General features: G+C 72.3%; 14 protein-coding genes. 9 read left to right on the top strand and 5 right to left on the bottom strand.

What is annotated here, in order from left to right; genetic code table 11:
• The first annotated feature begins 88 nt into the window (after window positions 1-88).
• The 7 genes from ACILQ5_RS11470 to pknB are packed head-to-tail and all read left to right on the top strand — an operon-like array spanning window position 89 to window position 8,765.
• Window positions 89-799: an FhaA domain-containing protein gene (locus ACILQ5_RS11470; protein ID WP_395658129.1), complete on the top strand. Its 711-nt coding sequence runs from the start codon at window positions 89-91 to the stop codon at window positions 797-799.
• A 2-nt stretch (window positions 800-801) separates the two neighbouring features.
• The gene (locus tag ACILQ5_RS11465) at window positions 802-1,284 is read left to right on the top strand and encodes an FHA domain-containing protein (RefSeq protein ID WP_395658128.1); all 483 of its coding nucleotides are present in this window, start codon (window positions 802-804) and stop codon (window positions 1,282-1,284) included.
• A 6-nt stretch (window positions 1,285-1,290) separates the two neighbouring features.
• The gene (locus ACILQ5_RS11460) at window positions 1,291-2,643 is read left to right on the top strand and encodes a PP2C family protein-serine/threonine phosphatase (RefSeq protein WP_395658127.1); all 1,353 of its coding nucleotides are present in this window, start codon (window positions 1,291-1,293) and stop codon (window positions 2,641-2,643) included.
• Entirely contained in the window at window positions 2,643-4,043 is a 1,401-nt protein-coding gene (locus tag ACILQ5_RS11455; protein ID WP_395658126.1) for an FtsW/RodA/SpoVE family cell cycle protein, read from the top strand. Before ACILQ5_RS11460 ends, ACILQ5_RS11455 begins: the two co-directional genes overlap by 1 nt.
• Window positions 4,044-4,071: 28 nt before the next feature.
• Window positions 4,072-5,547, top strand: a complete 1,476-nt coding sequence (locus tag ACILQ5_RS11450) for a peptidoglycan D,D-transpeptidase FtsI family protein (protein ID WP_395658125.1) — start codon at window positions 4,072-4,074, stop codon at window positions 5,545-5,547.
• Window positions 5,544-6,926, top strand: a complete 1,383-nt coding sequence (locus ACILQ5_RS11445) for a serine/threonine-protein kinase (RefSeq protein ID WP_395658124.1) — start codon at window positions 5,544-5,546, stop codon at window positions 6,924-6,926. Before ACILQ5_RS11450 ends, ACILQ5_RS11445 begins: the two co-directional genes overlap by 4 nt.
• A gap of 6 nt (window positions 6,927-6,932) precedes the next feature.
• Window positions 6,933-8,765, top strand: a complete 1,833-nt coding sequence (gene pknB / locus ACILQ5_RS11440) for a Stk1 family PASTA domain-containing Ser/Thr kinase (protein ID WP_395658123.1) — start codon at window positions 6,933-6,935, stop codon at window positions 8,763-8,765.
• On the opposite strand, the gene ACILQ5_RS11435 is transcribed toward pknB, so the two are convergent.
• Window positions 8,722-9,564, bottom strand: a complete 843-nt coding sequence (locus tag ACILQ5_RS11435; RefSeq protein WP_395658122.1) for a DUF881 domain-containing protein — start codon at window positions 9,562-9,564, stop codon at window positions 8,722-8,724. The genes pknB and ACILQ5_RS11435 overlap by 44 nt on opposite strands.
• 51 nt (window positions 9,565-9,615) lie before the next feature.
• Between ACILQ5_RS11435 and ACILQ5_RS11430 the strand changes: the two genes are divergently transcribed.
• Entirely contained in the window at window positions 9,616-10,074 is a 459-nt protein-coding gene (locus ACILQ5_RS11430; RefSeq protein WP_395658121.1) for a cell division protein CrgA, read from the top strand.
• Between the two features lie 494 nt (window positions 10,075-10,568).
• Here the strand turns inward: ACILQ5_RS11430 and ACILQ5_RS11425 are convergent, their stop codons facing one another.
• Window positions 10,569-11,387 carry a rhomboid family intramembrane serine protease gene (locus ACILQ5_RS11425; RefSeq protein ID WP_395658120.1) on the bottom strand — a complete coding sequence of 273 codons (819 nt, stop codon included), beginning with the start codon at window positions 11,385-11,387 and terminating at the stop codon, window positions 10,569-10,571.
• A 123-nt stretch (window positions 11,388-11,510) separates the two neighbouring features.
• On the bottom strand, window positions 11,511-12,023 hold the full coding sequence (locus tag ACILQ5_RS11420) for a peptidylprolyl isomerase (RefSeq protein WP_395658119.1): 513 nt from the start codon (window positions 12,021-12,023) through the stop codon (window positions 11,511-11,513).
• Between the two features lie 194 nt (window positions 12,024-12,217).
• Here ACILQ5_RS11420 and ACILQ5_RS11415 point away from each other — a divergent pair, with 194 nt between their 5' ends.
• Window positions 12,218-12,811 (top strand): hypothetical protein, encoded by a 594-nt coding sequence (locus ACILQ5_RS11415; RefSeq protein ID WP_395658118.1) that lies wholly within the window; start codon window positions 12,218-12,220, stop codon window positions 12,809-12,811.
• A 71-nt stretch (window positions 12,812-12,882) separates the two neighbouring features.
• Here ACILQ5_RS11415 and ACILQ5_RS11410 read toward each other — a convergent pair whose 3' ends face one another.
• On the bottom strand, window positions 12,883-13,917 hold the full coding sequence (locus ACILQ5_RS11410; RefSeq protein WP_395658117.1) for a 1-acyl-sn-glycerol-3-phosphate acyltransferase: 1,035 nt from the start codon (window positions 13,915-13,917) through the stop codon (window positions 12,883-12,885).
• On the bottom strand, window positions 13,914-14,741 hold the full coding sequence (locus tag ACILQ5_RS11405; RefSeq protein WP_395658116.1) for a patatin-like phospholipase family protein: 828 nt from the start codon (window positions 14,739-14,741) through the stop codon (window positions 13,914-13,916). Before ACILQ5_RS11405 ends, ACILQ5_RS11410 begins: the two co-directional genes overlap by 4 nt.
• Window positions 14,742-14,757 lie beyond the last annotated feature (16 nt).

The following is a 14,757-nucleotide window of genomic DNA, read 5'->3' as shown; positions in this document are numbered from 1 at the left end:
GACGAGCCCGACACCTCGGGGACCGGTCCGCGCGGTTTGGGGGGCGCAGGAGCGGGCACGACGACCGGGACCGAGGAAGGGAGGCGGCGTGAGCGGACTCCAGCGACTCGAGCAACGGCTCGAGCAGATGATCTCCGGCGCGTTCGCCAAGGCGTTCCGCTCGGCGGTCCAGCCCGTGGAGATCTCCGCCGCGCTCCAGCGCGAGTGCGACAACAACGCCCAGATCCTCTCCCGCGACCGCCGGCTGGTCCCCAACGACTTCCACGTCGAGCTCGCCCAGACCGACCTGGACCGGCTCTCGCCGTACGACACGGCGCTGGCCGAGGAGATGCGCACCCAGCTGACGGCGTACGCCGACCAGCAGAGCTACACCTTCCCGGGCCCGGTGGCGATCGCGTTCGAGGCCGCGGAGGACCTCACCACCGGCCGGTTCCGCATCCGCAGCCGGGCGCAGGCCAAGGTCACCAGCCAGGCGACGCACACGCAGGTCGGCCGGGCCCGCGCCATCCTCGAGGTCAACGGGACGCGGCACCCGCTGCAACCGCCCGGCCTCGTCGTCGGCCGCGGCACCGAGGCGGACGTCCGCATCAACGACCCGGGGGTGAGCCGGCGGCACGCCGAGTTCAGCGTCGCGGGCGCACCGGCCGGCGCCGGCCTGAGCATCTCGGTCACCGACCTCGGCTCGACCAACGGCCTGCTCGTCGACGGCCACCGGACCACGTCCACCCAGCTGCACGACGGGTCCCAGGTGCGCATCGGCAACACCACGATGACCGTCCGGGTCCTCGAGGAGGGCTGAGGTTGTCCGAGCTCACGCTGTTCCTGATCCGCATCGCCTACCTGGCGATCCTCTGGATCTTCGTGCTGTCGGCGATCTCGGTGATCCGCTCCGACATGTTCGGCGCCCGGGTCCCCGAGGCAGCGCGCGGCGGTCGAGGCGAGCGCGCCGGCAAGGCCCCGAAGCCGCCGAAGCCGACGAGCAAGCGGCGCGGCGCCCCGACCCACGTCGCCGTGACGGCCGGGTCGAACGTCGGTGCCCGCGCCGACCTGGCGCAGGCGCCGATCCTCATCGGCCGCGGGTCCGACGCGGCGATCCGGCTCGACGACGACTACGTCTCCACCCGGCACGCCCGGATCGCGGCGTCCGGCGAGCAGTGGTTCGTCGAGGACCTCGGCTCGACCAACGGCACCTACGTCGGCACGGTGCGGATCACCCAGCCCACCACGATCACGCTCGGCACCCAGGTCCGCATCGGGAAGACCGTCCTGGAGCTCAGGAAGTAACCGGGCATGACGGCCAGCCCCGAGGGCACCCCTGAGCCCACCGCGACCCTCCGCCTGCGGTTCGCGGCGGTCTCCGACGTCGGCCGGGTCCGCAAGGACAACCAGGACTCCGGGTACGTCGGCCCGTGGCTGCTCGCGGTGTGCGACGGCGTCGGGGGCGCTGCCCGTGGCGACATCGCCTCGGCGACCGCGATCTCCCAGCTGCGCAAGATCGACGTGCCGCCCACCGACGACCCCGACCACGACCTGCTCGGCCGGGTCGCGGGAGCGCTGCACCGTGCGCACGACCGGATCGGCGAGCTGGTCGACGAGGACCCGGCGCTCAACGGCACCAGCACGACCGCCACGCTGGCGCTCTTCGACGGCGCCCGGGTCGGCCTCGGCCACGTGGGCGACAGCCGCGCCTACCTCTACCGCAGCGGCGAGATCACCCAGCTCACCGCCGACCACACCTTCGTCCAGACGCTCATCGACGAGGGCCGGATCACCGCCGACGAGGCGCGGGTCCACCCCAACCGCAACCTGATCCTCAAGGCCCTCGACGGCGTCCACGAGGCCGAGCCGGACCTGTTCGTCATCGAGCTCGCCGCCGGTGACCGCCTGCTGCTGTGCAGCGACGGCGCGAGCGGGGTGCTGCCGGACGGCCGGCTCGCGGACATCCTCAGCAGCGGCAGCCCCGAGTACGCCGCCGTCGAGCTGGTCCGCGCCAGCCTGGAGGCGGGCAGCTCCGACAACGTCACCTGCCTGGTCGCCGACGCGGTCCCCGCCGAGACCCCGGCCGGGCCGGGCGAGGCGACCGAGCCGCTCGTGGTCGGGGCCGCCGCCGAGCGCCGGCTCCAGCGCCGCGGCGGCATGGGCGGGCTGTTCCGCGGCCACCGCTCCGGCGACACCGGCGAGCTCGAGCCGGTCCTGGCCGACATCCCCGACGACGTGCGCGACCACGCGATCACCGCCGACCCGATCGACCCCGAGGAGGCGCGCTACGCGCCCCGGGCGCCGCGTCGCTTCGTGTGGCTCAAGCGGATCCTCGCCACCCTCGTCCTCGTGGGCCTGGTCTGGATCGGCCTCGCCTGGGCGTGGTCGTGGACCCAGCAGCAGTACTACGTCGGCGAGCAGGACGGCAGCGTCGTCATCTTCCGTGGCATCAACACCGAGCTCGCCGGCCTCGCGCTCTCCGACCCCTACGAGACCACCGACGTCTCGCTGGACCGGCTCAGCGAGATCGAGGCCGACCGGGTCCGCGAGGGCATCGCCTACGACAACCTCGCCGACGCCGAGGCCAAGGTCCGCGACCTCGCGGCCCGGCAGACCCCGGACGAGACCGCCACCGGGACCACCGACACGGGGGCGTCGGGCTGATGCCCCAGCAGAGCACCCTGATGGGCTTCGTGCACCGGCGCCGCCGGGGCGCGGAGCTGTTCCTGCTCGTCCTCTCCCTCGCCGTCGGGATCGGCGCCTACGTCGCCGTCGGCCTCGGTGTCGACCAGGAGGTCCCCGCCAACCTGTTCGCGTACGGCGGGTGGCTGGCCGCGCTGCTGATCGGCTCCCACGTGGTGATCCGCCTGGTGGCGCCGTACGCCGACCCGGTGCTGCTGCCCGTCGTCGGTGCACTGAACGGGCTCGGCCTCGCCGTCATCCACCGCCTCGACCTGGCCGCGGAGGACGCCGGCAAGCCGCACGGCTTCGCCCAGCAACAGCTGATCTGGATGACCCTCGGGGTCGGGCTGTTCATCGCCACCTTGGTCCTGCTCCGCGACCACCGCGTGCTCCAGCGCTTCACCTACACCAGCGGGCTGGCCGCGATCGTGCTGCTGCTCCTGCCGATGCTGCCCGGCATCGGCCGCACCATCAACGGGGCCCGGATCTGGATCCACCTGGGCCCGTTCAGCTTCCAGCCCGGCGAGGTCGCCAAGGTGCTGCTGGTCATCGCCTTCGCCGGCTACCTCGTCCTGCACCGCGACGCGCTGGCGCTCGCCGGGCGCCGGGTGCTCTTCATCGACCTGCCCCGCGGGCGCGACCTCGGCCCGATCCTGGCGATGTGGCTGGTCAGCCTCGGCATCCTGGTGTTCCAGCACGACCTCGGCTCGAGCCTGCTGTTCTTCGGGGTCTTCCTGATCATGCTGTACGTCGCCACGGAGCGACCCGGCTGGCTGGTCGTCGGGAGCCTGCTGTTCGTGGGCGGCGCGACGCTCGCCTACTACCTGTTCGGGCACGTGCGGATCCGGTTCGACATCTGGCTGCACCCGTTCGACTACTACAACACCAACGGGGACCTCTCCTACCAGCCGGTGGAGGCGATGTTCGGCCTCGGCTGGGGCGGTCTGATCGGCCGCGGCTTCGGCGACGGCGACCCGTTCCGGATCCCCTACGCCAACTCCGACTTCATCCTCGCCGCGATCGGCGAGGAGCTCGGGCTCACCGCGGTCATCGCCGTGATCATGATGTACGGCCTGATCGTCGAGCGGGCGCTGCGCACCGCGCTCATCTGCCGCGACGGCTTCGGCAAGCTGCTCGCGACCGGCCTCGGGAGCGTGTTCGCGCTCCAGGTGTTCGTCGTCGTGGGCGGCGTCACCGGGCTGATCCCGCTCACCGGCCTCACCACCCCCTTCCTCTCCTACGGCGGCTCCTCGCTGATCGCGAACTGGGTGATCATCGCGCTGCTGCTGCGCATCTCCGACCAGGCCCGCCGCCCCGCTCCGCAGCTGTCCGACGACACCGCGGCCATCGACTCAGACGCCACTCAGGTCGTGAAGCTGTGATGGACGACGTGATGACGGTGATGCCGCGATGAACAAGCCGATCCGGACGATCTCGATCTTCTGCCTGCTGCTGTTCCTGGCGCTGATGGTGAACGCGACCTACCTGCAGTACTGGAAGGCCGGCAAGCTGGACGACGACCCGCGCAACCGGCGCGAGCTGGTGGCGTCGTACTCCCGCGAGCGCGGCGCGATCCTCGTGGGCCGCAACGACGCGGTCGCGAAGAGCGTGAAGTCGCACGACGAGTACCAGTACCAGCGCACCTACCCGGCGCCGCTGCAGTACGCCCCGATCACCGGCTGGTTCTCCTACTACAGCTCCACCGGGATCGAGCGGACCCAGAACGACGTCCTGTCGGGCGAGGACTCGCGGCTGTTCGTCACCAAGCTCGTCGACCTGATCAGCAACGACCCGCCGCAGGGCGGCAACGTGCTGCTGACCGTCGACCCCGACGCGCAGGCGGCGGCGTACAACGGGCTCAAGGGCCTCGGTGCCGGCGTGCAGGGGGCGGTCGTGGCGATCGAGCCTGACACCGGCAAGATCCTGGCGATGGTGTCGCTGCCGACCTACGACCCCAACAAGCTCGCCTCGCACGACCTGGCGCAGGTCACCGAGGACTTCAAGACGCTCAACGCCGACCCGGCCGAGCCGCTGCTCAACCGGGCGATCCAGACCCGGCTGCCCCCCGGCTCGACCTTCAAGGTCGTCACCGCCGCGGCCGCGATCGAGAAGGGCCTCTACAAGGCCGACGACCTGGTCCCCGGCGGCGTGACCTACCAGCTGCCGCTCACCCGGGGAGAGACCGGCCTGATCGACAACGAGGGCCGCTCCTGCGGCGCGAACGGGTCGAAGATCCCCTTCACCCAGGCGATGGAGCAGTCCTGCAACACCTCCTTCGCCCAGATCGCCGGGCAGGTCGGGGCCGACGACATGGCCGAGACCGCCGAGGGCTTCGGGTTCAACAGCCACTACTTCGACGAGCTGACCCCGCAGGCGGAGTCGGTCTTCCCGACCGACATCGACGACGCGCAGCTCGGGCAGACCGGGTTCGGCCAGTTCGACGTCTCCGCCACACCGCTCCAGATGGCGATGGTGGCGGCCGGGCTCGCCAACGGCGGCACCGTGATGCGCCCCTACATCGTCGACGAGGAGCAGTCCGCCGACCTCGACGTGCTCGACAAGACCGAGCCGCAGGAGCTGTCGAAGGCGGTCTCCTCGACCACGGCGAGCGAGGTCACCAAGCTGATGGTGGCGACCGTCGACAACGGCACCGCCTCGCCCGCGGCGATCCCGGGCGTCCAGGTCGCCGGCAAGACCGGCACCGCCCAGACCGGGCAGACCGACCGGTCGCCGTACGCGTGGTTCATCTCGTACGCACCGGCCGACGACCCCCAGGTCGCGGTGGCGGTGATGATCCAGAACGCCGACATCCCTCGCAGCGAGATCGCGGGCGGCCTGCTCGGCGGACCGATCGCCAAGGCAGTGATGGAGGCGGTGATCAAGTGAGCGACCAGCCCGGAGAGACCTTCGCGGACGGCGAACGGCGGTACCGCCTCGAGGCGCGGCTCGCGACCGGCGGCATGGGCGAGGTGTGGCGGGCGACCGACACCACGCTCGGCCGTGCGGTGGCGATCAAGCTGCTCAAGCCCGAGTACGCCGACGACCCGTCGTTCCGCACCCGGTTCGAGGTCGAGGCGCGTCATGCCGCGTCCCTGCACCACCCGAACATCGCGGCTGTCTACGACTTCGGCGAGACGCCGGCGACCGACGGCTCGGGCGCGCACCGCCCCTACCTCGTGATGGAGCTGGTCGACGGGCAGCCGCTCTCCGCGCTGCTGCGCCCCGAGACCCCGCTCGACCCCGACGCGGTCCGCGACCTGCTCGCCCAGGCGGCCGACGGGCTCGCGGCGGCGCACGCCGCCGGGATCGTGCACCGCGACGTGAAGCCGGCGAACCTGCTGGTCACCCCAGAGCGCCAGGTCAAGGTGACCGACTTCGGGATCGCCCGGGCCGCCGAGGGCATCGGGCTGACCCAGACCGGCGAGGTGATGGGCACCCCGCAGTACCTCTCGCCGGAGCAGGCGCAGGGCCAGACCTCGACCCCGGCCTCGGACGTCTACTCCCTCGGCGTCGTGGCGTTCGAGTGCCTCGCCGGTCACCGCCCCTACGTCGCCGACACCGCCGTCGCCACCGCGCTGGCCCACCTGCGCGAGCCGGTCCCCGAGCTGCCCCCGTCGGTCCCGGCCGACCTCGCGGTCGTCGTCCGGCGCGCGATGGCGAAGCTCCCCCAGGACCGGTACGCCGACGGCGCGGCCCTCGCCGCGGCGCTGCGCGACCCCGCGACGGCGGCGACCCAGGTCGCCGCCGTGCCTTCGGTGGAGAGCACCCAGGTGATGCCTCCGGTCGTCCCTCCGGTGCCCCCCACCCACGCCGGGCCCACCGCCGGCCACCAGCCCGAGGACGACGAGCAGGTCAAGCGCAAGAACGCGCTCTGGCCGGTGCTGGCGGTGATCGCCGTGGTCCTCGTCGCGGTCCTGGCGATCTACCTCGTCGCCCACGCCAACGGCGACGACGAGCCGACCGACCAGCCGAGCCGGACGCCGTCGTCGAGCGACACCTCGAGCAGCCCGTCCGAGCCGACCAGCGAGCCGCCGACGACGAGCTCCCCGACCCCGACCCCCACCCCGACGCCGACGCCGACCCCGACGGACACGCCGACGCCGACGCCGACCCCGACGCCGACCCCCACACCCACCCCGACGGACACCCCCACGCCCACCCCGACGGACACCGCCTCCCCGAGCCCGAGCGCGGCGGCGTCCGCACCGGCCTCCGGCGCGGCGGTGTCGCCTCCCGCCAGCACCACGCCCAGTCAGGCAGGCTGATCCCCGATGACGAACCAACAGCCGACCGTCGTCGGCGGCCGCTACGAGCTCGGTGAGCTGCTGGGCCGCGGCGGCATGGCCGAGGTGCGCAAGGGCACCGACACCCGGCTGGGCCGGGTGGTCGCGGTGAAGCGGCTGCGCACCGACCTCGCGAGCGACGCGACCTTCCAGGCGCGGTTCCGCCGCGAGGCCCAGTCAGCGGCCTCGCTCAACCACCCGGCGATCGTCGCGGTCTACGACACCGGCGAGGAGCCGGCCGCCGACGGCTCGGGCGTGTCCCAGCCCTACATCGTGATGGAGTACGTCGCCGGGCGGACCCTGCGCGACATCCTGCGCGAGGGCCGCAAGATCCTCCCCGAGCGCGCCCTCGAGATCACCAGCGGCGTGCTGTCGGCGCTGGACTACAGCCACCGCGCGGGGATCATCCACCGCGACATCAAGCCCGGCAACGTGATGCTCACCCCCACCGGCGACGTCAAGGTGATGGACTTCGGCATCGCCCGTGCCGTCAGCGACGCGGCGTCCACGATGACCCAGACCGCCGCGGTCGTCGGCACCGCGCAGTACCTCTCGCCGGAGCAGGCGCGCGGCGAGACCGTCGACTCGCGCTCGGACGTCTACTCCGCCGGCTGCCTGCTCTACGAGCTCCTCACCGGGCGGCCGCCGTTCGTCGGCGACAGCCCGGTGGCGGTCGCCTACCAGCACGTCCGCGAGCCCGCCGTACCCCCGTCGGACCACGACACCGCGCTGCCGCCGGAGGTCGACGCGATCGTGATGAAGGCGCTGGCCAAGCGGGTCGAGGACCGCTACCAGTCGGCCGCCGCGATGCGGGCCGACATCGAGCGCTACCTCGCCGGCCGTCCCGTGCAGGCGCCGATCCCCCCGCCGGTGCCGGCGCCGCCGCCCCCGACCTACCCCACCGCGGTCACCACGCTCCCGCCGCCGCCCGAGGAGGACGAGGAGCCGCGCAGCCGCACCGGCCTGCTCGTCGCGCTCGGCCTGCTGCTGGTCGTGCTGATCGCCGGCGCGGCGTACCTGATGCCGCGGCTCTTCGAGTCCGCACCCGAGCAGGTCCCCGCCCCCAACGTCATCGGCAAGACCGAGAACCAGGCGCGCGCCGCGATCGGCGACGCCGGGCTGGCGGTCGGCACCATCGACCGCAAGAACAGCGACACCGTCGAGGCGGGCAAGGTCATCAGCCAGGACCCCGAGGCCGACACCTACGTCGACCCCGACTCGGTGGTCGACCTCGTCGTCTCTCTCGGTGAGGCCCAGGTCGCCATGCCGTCGGTCGTCGGCCTCGACAAGGACGACGCGCAGCGCCAGCTGGAGAGCGACCCGTACCGCTTCTCGGTCACGCTGAAGGAGGAGGACTCCGACGAGCCGGCCGACCAGGTGCTGCGCACCGACCCGGGCGCCAACACCCAGCTCGACCCCGGCAGCGACGTCACCGTCTTCTACTCCGACGGTCCCGAGGAGGTCCCGAACGTGGTCGGCCTGCTCGAGGGGCAGGCGAAGAACCGGATCCGCGCCGCCGGCTTCGAGCCGCGGGTGATCCCCGACAGCAGCTCCACCGAGCCGAAGGGGACCGTCACCGACCAGAGCCCGGCCGCCGGGGAGACGCCCGCCCAGGGATCCACGGTGACGATCCTGGTGTCCACGTTCGTGGAGCCGTCGGGGTCGCCGAGCCCCACCGACTCGACCTCGCCCAGCCCGTCGGAGAGCCCGACCGAGAGCCCCACGCTGCTGCCCCGCCAGCAGCCGGCAGCCGTGCCGGGGCGGGCCGCGGACCGGGTCAGCCGGACGACGACGCGTCGTCGATCGGGACGGCGTAGCTGAGGTCCAGCAGGCCGTCGTACGCCGGGGCGACGACCGTCGACTCCAGCTGGAGGTCCCAGCCGACCGAGATCGCGGGGTCGGCCGCCTGCTCGCGGTAGGCCTGGAGGTAGTCGTCCTCCTCGATGGAGGTCAGCAGCTCGCCCTGGTCGCCGACGGCCGAGATCACGTAGGGCTGGGGGTAGGGCACGCCCTGGAGCTGGACCGCGTTGCCCTCGCACTTGATGCCGGTCGTCGAGACGATCCGCTGACCCTGGACGGTGACGGCGGTGGCGCCGCCGCGCCAGAGGGCGTTCACGACCGCCTGGATGTCCTGCTGGTGCACCAGGAGCAGGTTGACGTCGCCGGTCGTGGAGTTGATGACGTCCTCGGGGGCGTCGGAGAGCGTGATGGTGACGCCGGGTCCGGTGCGCGGCACCAGCCCGGCCGGGTCCTTGAGCTCGGCGACCCGCTGGTGGAAGCGCCGCACGTCCTTGTCGCTCAGGGAGGCGCTCAGGGTCTGCACCTGGGAGTCGAGGTCCGCGACCCGCTCGCGGAGGGCGTCGTACTGGTCGGACTCGTCCTTCACCAGGGAGGCGAGATCGGTGTAGCGGCCCGGTCGCAGGTCGGTGCCGTCGCTGTTGGCGGCACTGACCACGAAGAGCCCGCCGCAGAGCAGCACCACGACCGGTGTCCCGATCCGCCAGGCTCCACGGGGGCGGCGCGGCTGCGGCCGGGAGGGCAGCCGGAGGCGGCGACGTCGCGACGACCCGGAGCCGACGTCGTCGGACTCCGGCCCCCGCGCATGCGATCCCCCGGTCACGCCGACTAAGGTAGCGCGGAGCCAATGCACCATCACGATCGAGGAGCACCCGTGGCCAAGGCCAAGCTCGACCCGCTCGCCCCCGCCCGGGGTCCCGTCCTCTCCCCGCGTTTCATCGTCGCCCTCGTCCTCATGCTCGGCGGCATCGCCTGGATGGCCTACTACTACGTCGTGGTCCGGGTCGACCCGACGACGATCCCGGCGCCGGACCCGGGCAAGCCCGCCTTCATGGCCGACCTCGGCAACTGGAACTACCTGATCGGCTTCGGGCTGCTGTTCGTGGGCCTGATCGTCTCCGCCCACCCCTCCACCCCGCTGGGCCGCGGCCGCGGCGTGGTCGTCGGCATGCTCGGCTGCTTCCTCATCGGCCTGCTGTGGATCTGCACCTACTACGTCTTCAGCAACGACCTCTCGAACATCCCGGTCATCAACGACCTGGGCCAGAAGAACCTGTTCGTCGGCATCGGCTTCATGGCCGTCGGCTTCACCTTCGCCACCCGCTGGGAGTGAGGACGCGCCAGCGCGCGCGACGTCCGATCGCACCCGACGCCGGTCGGTCCCCCTGGGGGCCGGCCGGCGTCCGGCATTTCCACATCTGGGGACAACCTGTGGAGAACTACATACGTGTAGTTCTCCACAGGTGATTCCACAGCTGTGCACTCAGCGGGCCCCGGCCGGCGCGCCTCGGGACGTCATCCGAACCGGTCCCCCGAACAGCCACCTCGCATGACGTCCGCGCGCGGCCGTCGGCACGTCATACGAACCGGTCGCCCGAGCAGCCACCCCGTATGACGTCCGCGCGCGGCCACTGGGACGTCATACGAACCGGTCCCCCCGACCACCACCCCGCATGACGCCCGGCCGCCGCCGCAGGGACGTCATACGAACCGGTCCCCCGAACAGCCACCACGTATGACGTCCGCGCGCTGCCACCGGAACGTCATACGAACCGGTCGCCCGAGCAGCCACCCCGTATGACGTCCGGGCCGCGACGCCGGGGCGGGTCAGGTCAGCGCGGCGGTGCGCAGCGCGATCACGACGACGAGCACGGCGGAGAGGGCGACCAGGCCAGCCACCTGGACCGTCGTCCGGCGCGGGCCGCGGGGTGCGTAGACCAGCACCGCGGCCGCGGCGACACCGCCGAGGAAGCCGCCGAGGTGGCCCTGCCACGAGATGCCGCTGACGGTGAAGGTCAGCAGGAAGTTGATGCCGATCCACACCAGGATGCCCTGCGGGTTGACCCGCATCTTGAGCAGGACCACGAGCAGCGCACCCATGAGGCCGAAGATCGCTCCGGACGCACCCACCGTCGGCGTGTAGATCGGGCCGACGGCGTAGACGAGCGCCGAGCCGGCGAGCGCCGAGATCAGGTAGACCGCCAGGAACCGGGCCCGACCGACGACCATCTCCAGCTGGGGCCCGAGGACGTAGAGCGCGAACATGTTGAAGGCGATGTGCATCACCTGGACGTGGGTGAACTCGCTGGTGACCAGCTGCCACCAGGCGCCGTCCGCGACGCCCGGCATCCAGGTCGCGCCGTGGCTGGTGCAGGTCGCCTGGCCGACCTGGATGTTGATCAGGCCCTGCCCGAGGTCGCAGAAGCCCCGGGGGCGCAGCTCGAGGTAGTCGAGCAGCCGGCTGCCGGAGCCGCCGGTGACCAGGATCGAGAGCCACACGGCGACGTTGATCCCGATGATCACCATCGAGGTCAGGGCCGCGTTGGTCGGGCGCAGCCCGCCGTACGTCGTCCGCGCGCTGCGCGTGGTCCGCTTCGCCTCGGCCACGCAGTCGGGGCAGTGGAACCCGACCGCCGCGTCCCGCATGCAGTCCGGGCAGATCGGTCGCCCGCACCGTTGGCAGCGGATGTGCGACTCCCGGCCGGGGTGCCGGTAGCAGACCGGCACCCCGGTCTCAGGGGTCGGAGAGGAGGTCACGGACAGGTGGGGTCAGCCGCGGACGATCTGGACCGACTCGATGACCACCGGCTCGACCGGCCGGTCGCCGGGTCCGGTCGCGGTGCCGGCGATCGCGTCGACGACGTCGCGCGAGGCCTGGTCGGCGACCTCGCCGAAGATCGTGTGCTTGAAGTTCAGCCAGGTGGTCGCGCCCACGGTGATGAAGAACTGCGAGCCGTTGGTGCCCGGGCCGGCGTTGGCCATGGCCAGCAGGTAGGGCTTGTCGAAGACCAGCTCGGGGTGCGGCTCGTCCTTGAAGGTGTAGCCCGGGCCGCCGGTGCCGCTGCCCAGCGGGCAGCCGCCCTGGATCATGAAGCCCGGGATCACCCGGTGGAAGGTGAGGCCGTCGTAGAAGGGGCCGCTGCGACCGTTGCCGGCGTCGTAGGGCTTGGTGTCCTCCGCCAGGCCGGTGAAGTTCGCGACCGTCTCGGGAGCGTGGTCGGGGAACAGGTTGAGGGTGATGTCACCCCGGTTGGTCTTGAGGACCGCCTGCAGGTCAGCCATGAGTGCCTCTCGCGTCCGGTGGGTACACCTCGGGCGTACCGCGCTGTCTGTGCCGTCCGATCCTCGCACGGGTACCAAGGCGGACCAGCAGTCAGTCCTGCGACCAGACCAGTCCGGCGACCAAGGTCCCTGGGACCGGGCGCGGGTGTCATGATCGAATGGAGCAGGACACGACGAGAGGAAGTGCCACCGATATGGGTCTCCGCAAGAACAAGTCTTTCCTCGACCAGGCGAGCGACACGGTCAACCAGTACGTCGACCAGGTGAAGCCCCAGGTCGAGTCGGCCGTGGCCACGGCGAAGGACAAGGCGGGCCCGGCGCTCGCGGACGCGCGGGCCAAGGCCGCCCCCGTCCTCGCGGACGCCAAGGCCAAGGCCGGCCCCGCGGTGGCGTCCGGCGCAGCGATCGCGGCCGAGAAGATCGCCGCCGGCGCGGCGATCGCAGCCGAGAAGGCCGCCGACGCCGCCCTCGCCGCGGCCGACAAGGTCGAGGAGGTGGCCGCCCCCGAGAAGAAGAAGGGCGGCAAGGTCAAGAAGCTGCTCGTCCTCACCGGTCTCGTGGCGCTCGCGGCCGTGGTCATCAAGAAGGTGCGCGGTGGCGGCGAGAGTGAGAACTGGCAGTCGTCGTACACCCCGACCCCGGCTCCGCGCCCGACCGCTGTCCCCGACGAGGCGGCCGGCGCGTCGCCCGACGAGGCGATCGCCGACCAGGCCGAGGCGCCCCACCCCGTGACGACGCCGGACGACCCGGCCGAGGTCGTCGACGTGGCGGACGAGCCGAAGAAGTAGCAGCACCCAGCAGCGCCGACGGCGCGTCCTGCCCACCACCGTGGGCGGGACGCGCCGTTCGCGTTCCTCGCCTAGGTGCGGTTGACGTCGATCCAGGCGTCGATGCGCTCCCACCAGCCGAACAGCCAGTCGATGCGCTCCTCGCGGCCGGCCGGGATCTCGTCGCGCGGCACCTGCCACCAGCGCATCACGATCCGCTTGTCCATCGGCAGCTCGCGCCACACGTCGCCGACGGTGACCAGGTGGTCGAGGCCGGTGTGGGCGACCAGCACCACGTCCGCCGCCGGGGCGGCGTCGAGGGCGGCGAGGAAGCCGCCCGGGCGCGGCGCCAGGACGTTCATCATCTTCTCCGCGCGCTGGGCCATCCGGTCCAGCCCGAGGCGGGTGAGCCGGTCGATCGCGCGCTGCCGGCGGTGCGGGGTGAAGTTGCCGCCCTCGGGGAAGATCACGAAGGCGTCGTTCTCGTCCAGCCCCGCGGCCAGCGACGCGATCTGGTCCTCCAGTTGCTCGCTCGCGCCCGGGTTGGGGGTGATGAACCGCGCCGGGATCCGGTGCAGCAGCACGTCGATGGCCGGGTCCCACGACAGCGTGTCCTTGAGCACGACCCGCGGCTCGCGGTCGTACCAGGCCATCAGGGTGTGGATCAGCACGAACGAGTCACCCGGCCCGGCGTGCCGGCAGCACACCAGGATCGGGCGGCCCGGGTAGGCGTCCGGCGCCGGTCCCTCGGTCTCGATCCGCAGCCGCAGCACGCGGCGCGCCTCGCGGAAGAACACCCACATCGTGCCCTGCACCAGGTCGTAGTGGATGCCCTCGAAGTACGGCGTGCGCAGCCGCCACCCGAAGCCGGAGGACACCCAGAGCCCGAACATGACCACGAGGAGCAGCGCCTCGCAGGTCAGGTAGACGATCGCGATCCACAGGATCCGCAGCGGGCGCAGCCGGCCGGGCACCAGCGGCGACAGCGCGGCCGCGGCCAGCAGCCACACCGGCAGGGTCAGCCAGAGCAGCGTCACGAGGCCGACCGTCACCGGGGCGAGCACCAGCCGGCGCAGCACCCAGCTCCCGGGCGTCCGTCGCAGGTGCGTGCGCGCGGGTGCGGTCACAGGTGCTCGTCGAGGTAGGCCACCGACGCGGCGTAGGTCTCGTCGATGCGCTGCTGGACGCCGGCGAAGTCGCGGCTCCCGAGGAGGGTGTCGTCCTTCGACGACGTCCCGCGGGCCGGGAGCACGTGCGCCTCGACCCCGTCGGGCAGCTCCGCGAGCTCCCGGTTGAAGCGGTGCCGCCGGGCGATCTCGAAGGAGACCCGGGCGACCTCCCACGGTCGGCGCGGGACGGTGAGCGGCCGGTCGATCCTGCCCACCTGCAGCACGAAGACCCGGGTCGCCCCGAGCTGGACCGCCCGGCCCAGCGGGATCGAGTTGACGATGCCGCCGTCGAGGAAGTGCTCGTCCCCCACGGCGGCCGGCGGCAGCAGGCCCGGTACGGCGGCGCTCGCGACGACCGCGTCGACGACCCGGCCGCTGGTGAACCAGTGCTCGGCGGCCCGCTCGATGCTCGCCGCACAGACCTGGAACCGGACCGGCAGCTCCTCGAAGGTGACGTCGCCGAGCTCCTCGTCGAGGGCCTGGCGCAGCGGCTCGGACGACCACAGGTGGGTCCCGGTCGACATGGCCCGCCGCACGGTGCGCAGCGCGCTGTCGCCGTACACCGGGGTGGACGGCGACTCCCCAGCCCGGCGCCAGAGCGAGGTGAGGGTCTCGACGACGGTCGGCTCCGGGTCGCGGGCGACCAGCGCGCCGTTGAGGGCACCGACGCTGGTGCCGAGCACCAGGTCGGGGCGCACGTCGCGCTCGAGCAGCGCGCGGAGCATGCCGACCTCGACGGCGCCGAGGACCCCGCCCCCGCCGAGCACGAACGCCGTGGTCACGCGGCGTCCCGGACGC

It is taken from the genome of Nocardioides sp. (assembly GCF_044226305.1).
Lineage (GTDB): Bacteria > Actinomycetota > Actinomycetes > Propionibacteriales > Nocardioidaceae > Nocardioides.
This window is presented reverse-complemented; position numbering and strand designations above follow the sequence as displayed.

Coding starts and splice junctions, on each gene's coding strand:
- ACILQ5_RS11460 (WP_395658127.1), top strand. CDS start 1,291: ATGACGGCCAGCCCCGAGGGCACCCCTGAGCCCACCGCGACCCTCCGC.
- ACILQ5_RS11455 (WP_395658126.1), top strand. CDS start 2,643: ATGCCCCAGCAGAGCACCCTGATGGGCTTCGTGCACCGGCGCCGCCGG.
- ACILQ5_RS11450 (WP_395658125.1), top strand. CDS start 4,072: ATGAACAAGCCGATCCGGACGATCTCGATCTTCTGCCTGCTGCTGTTC.
- pknB (WP_395658123.1), top strand. CDS start 6,933: ATGACGAACCAACAGCCGACCGTCGTCGGCGGCCGCTACGAGCTCGGT.
- ACILQ5_RS11425 (WP_395658120.1), bottom strand. CDS start 11,387: ATGCGGGACGCGGCGGTCGGGTTCCACTGCCCCGACTGCGTGGCCGAG.
- ACILQ5_RS11420 (WP_395658119.1), bottom strand. CDS start 12,023: ATGGCTGACCTGCAGGCGGTCCTCAAGACCAACCGGGGTGACATCACC.
- ACILQ5_RS11415 (WP_395658118.1), top strand. CDS start 12,218: ATGGGTCTCCGCAAGAACAAGTCTTTCCTCGACCAGGCGAGCGACACG.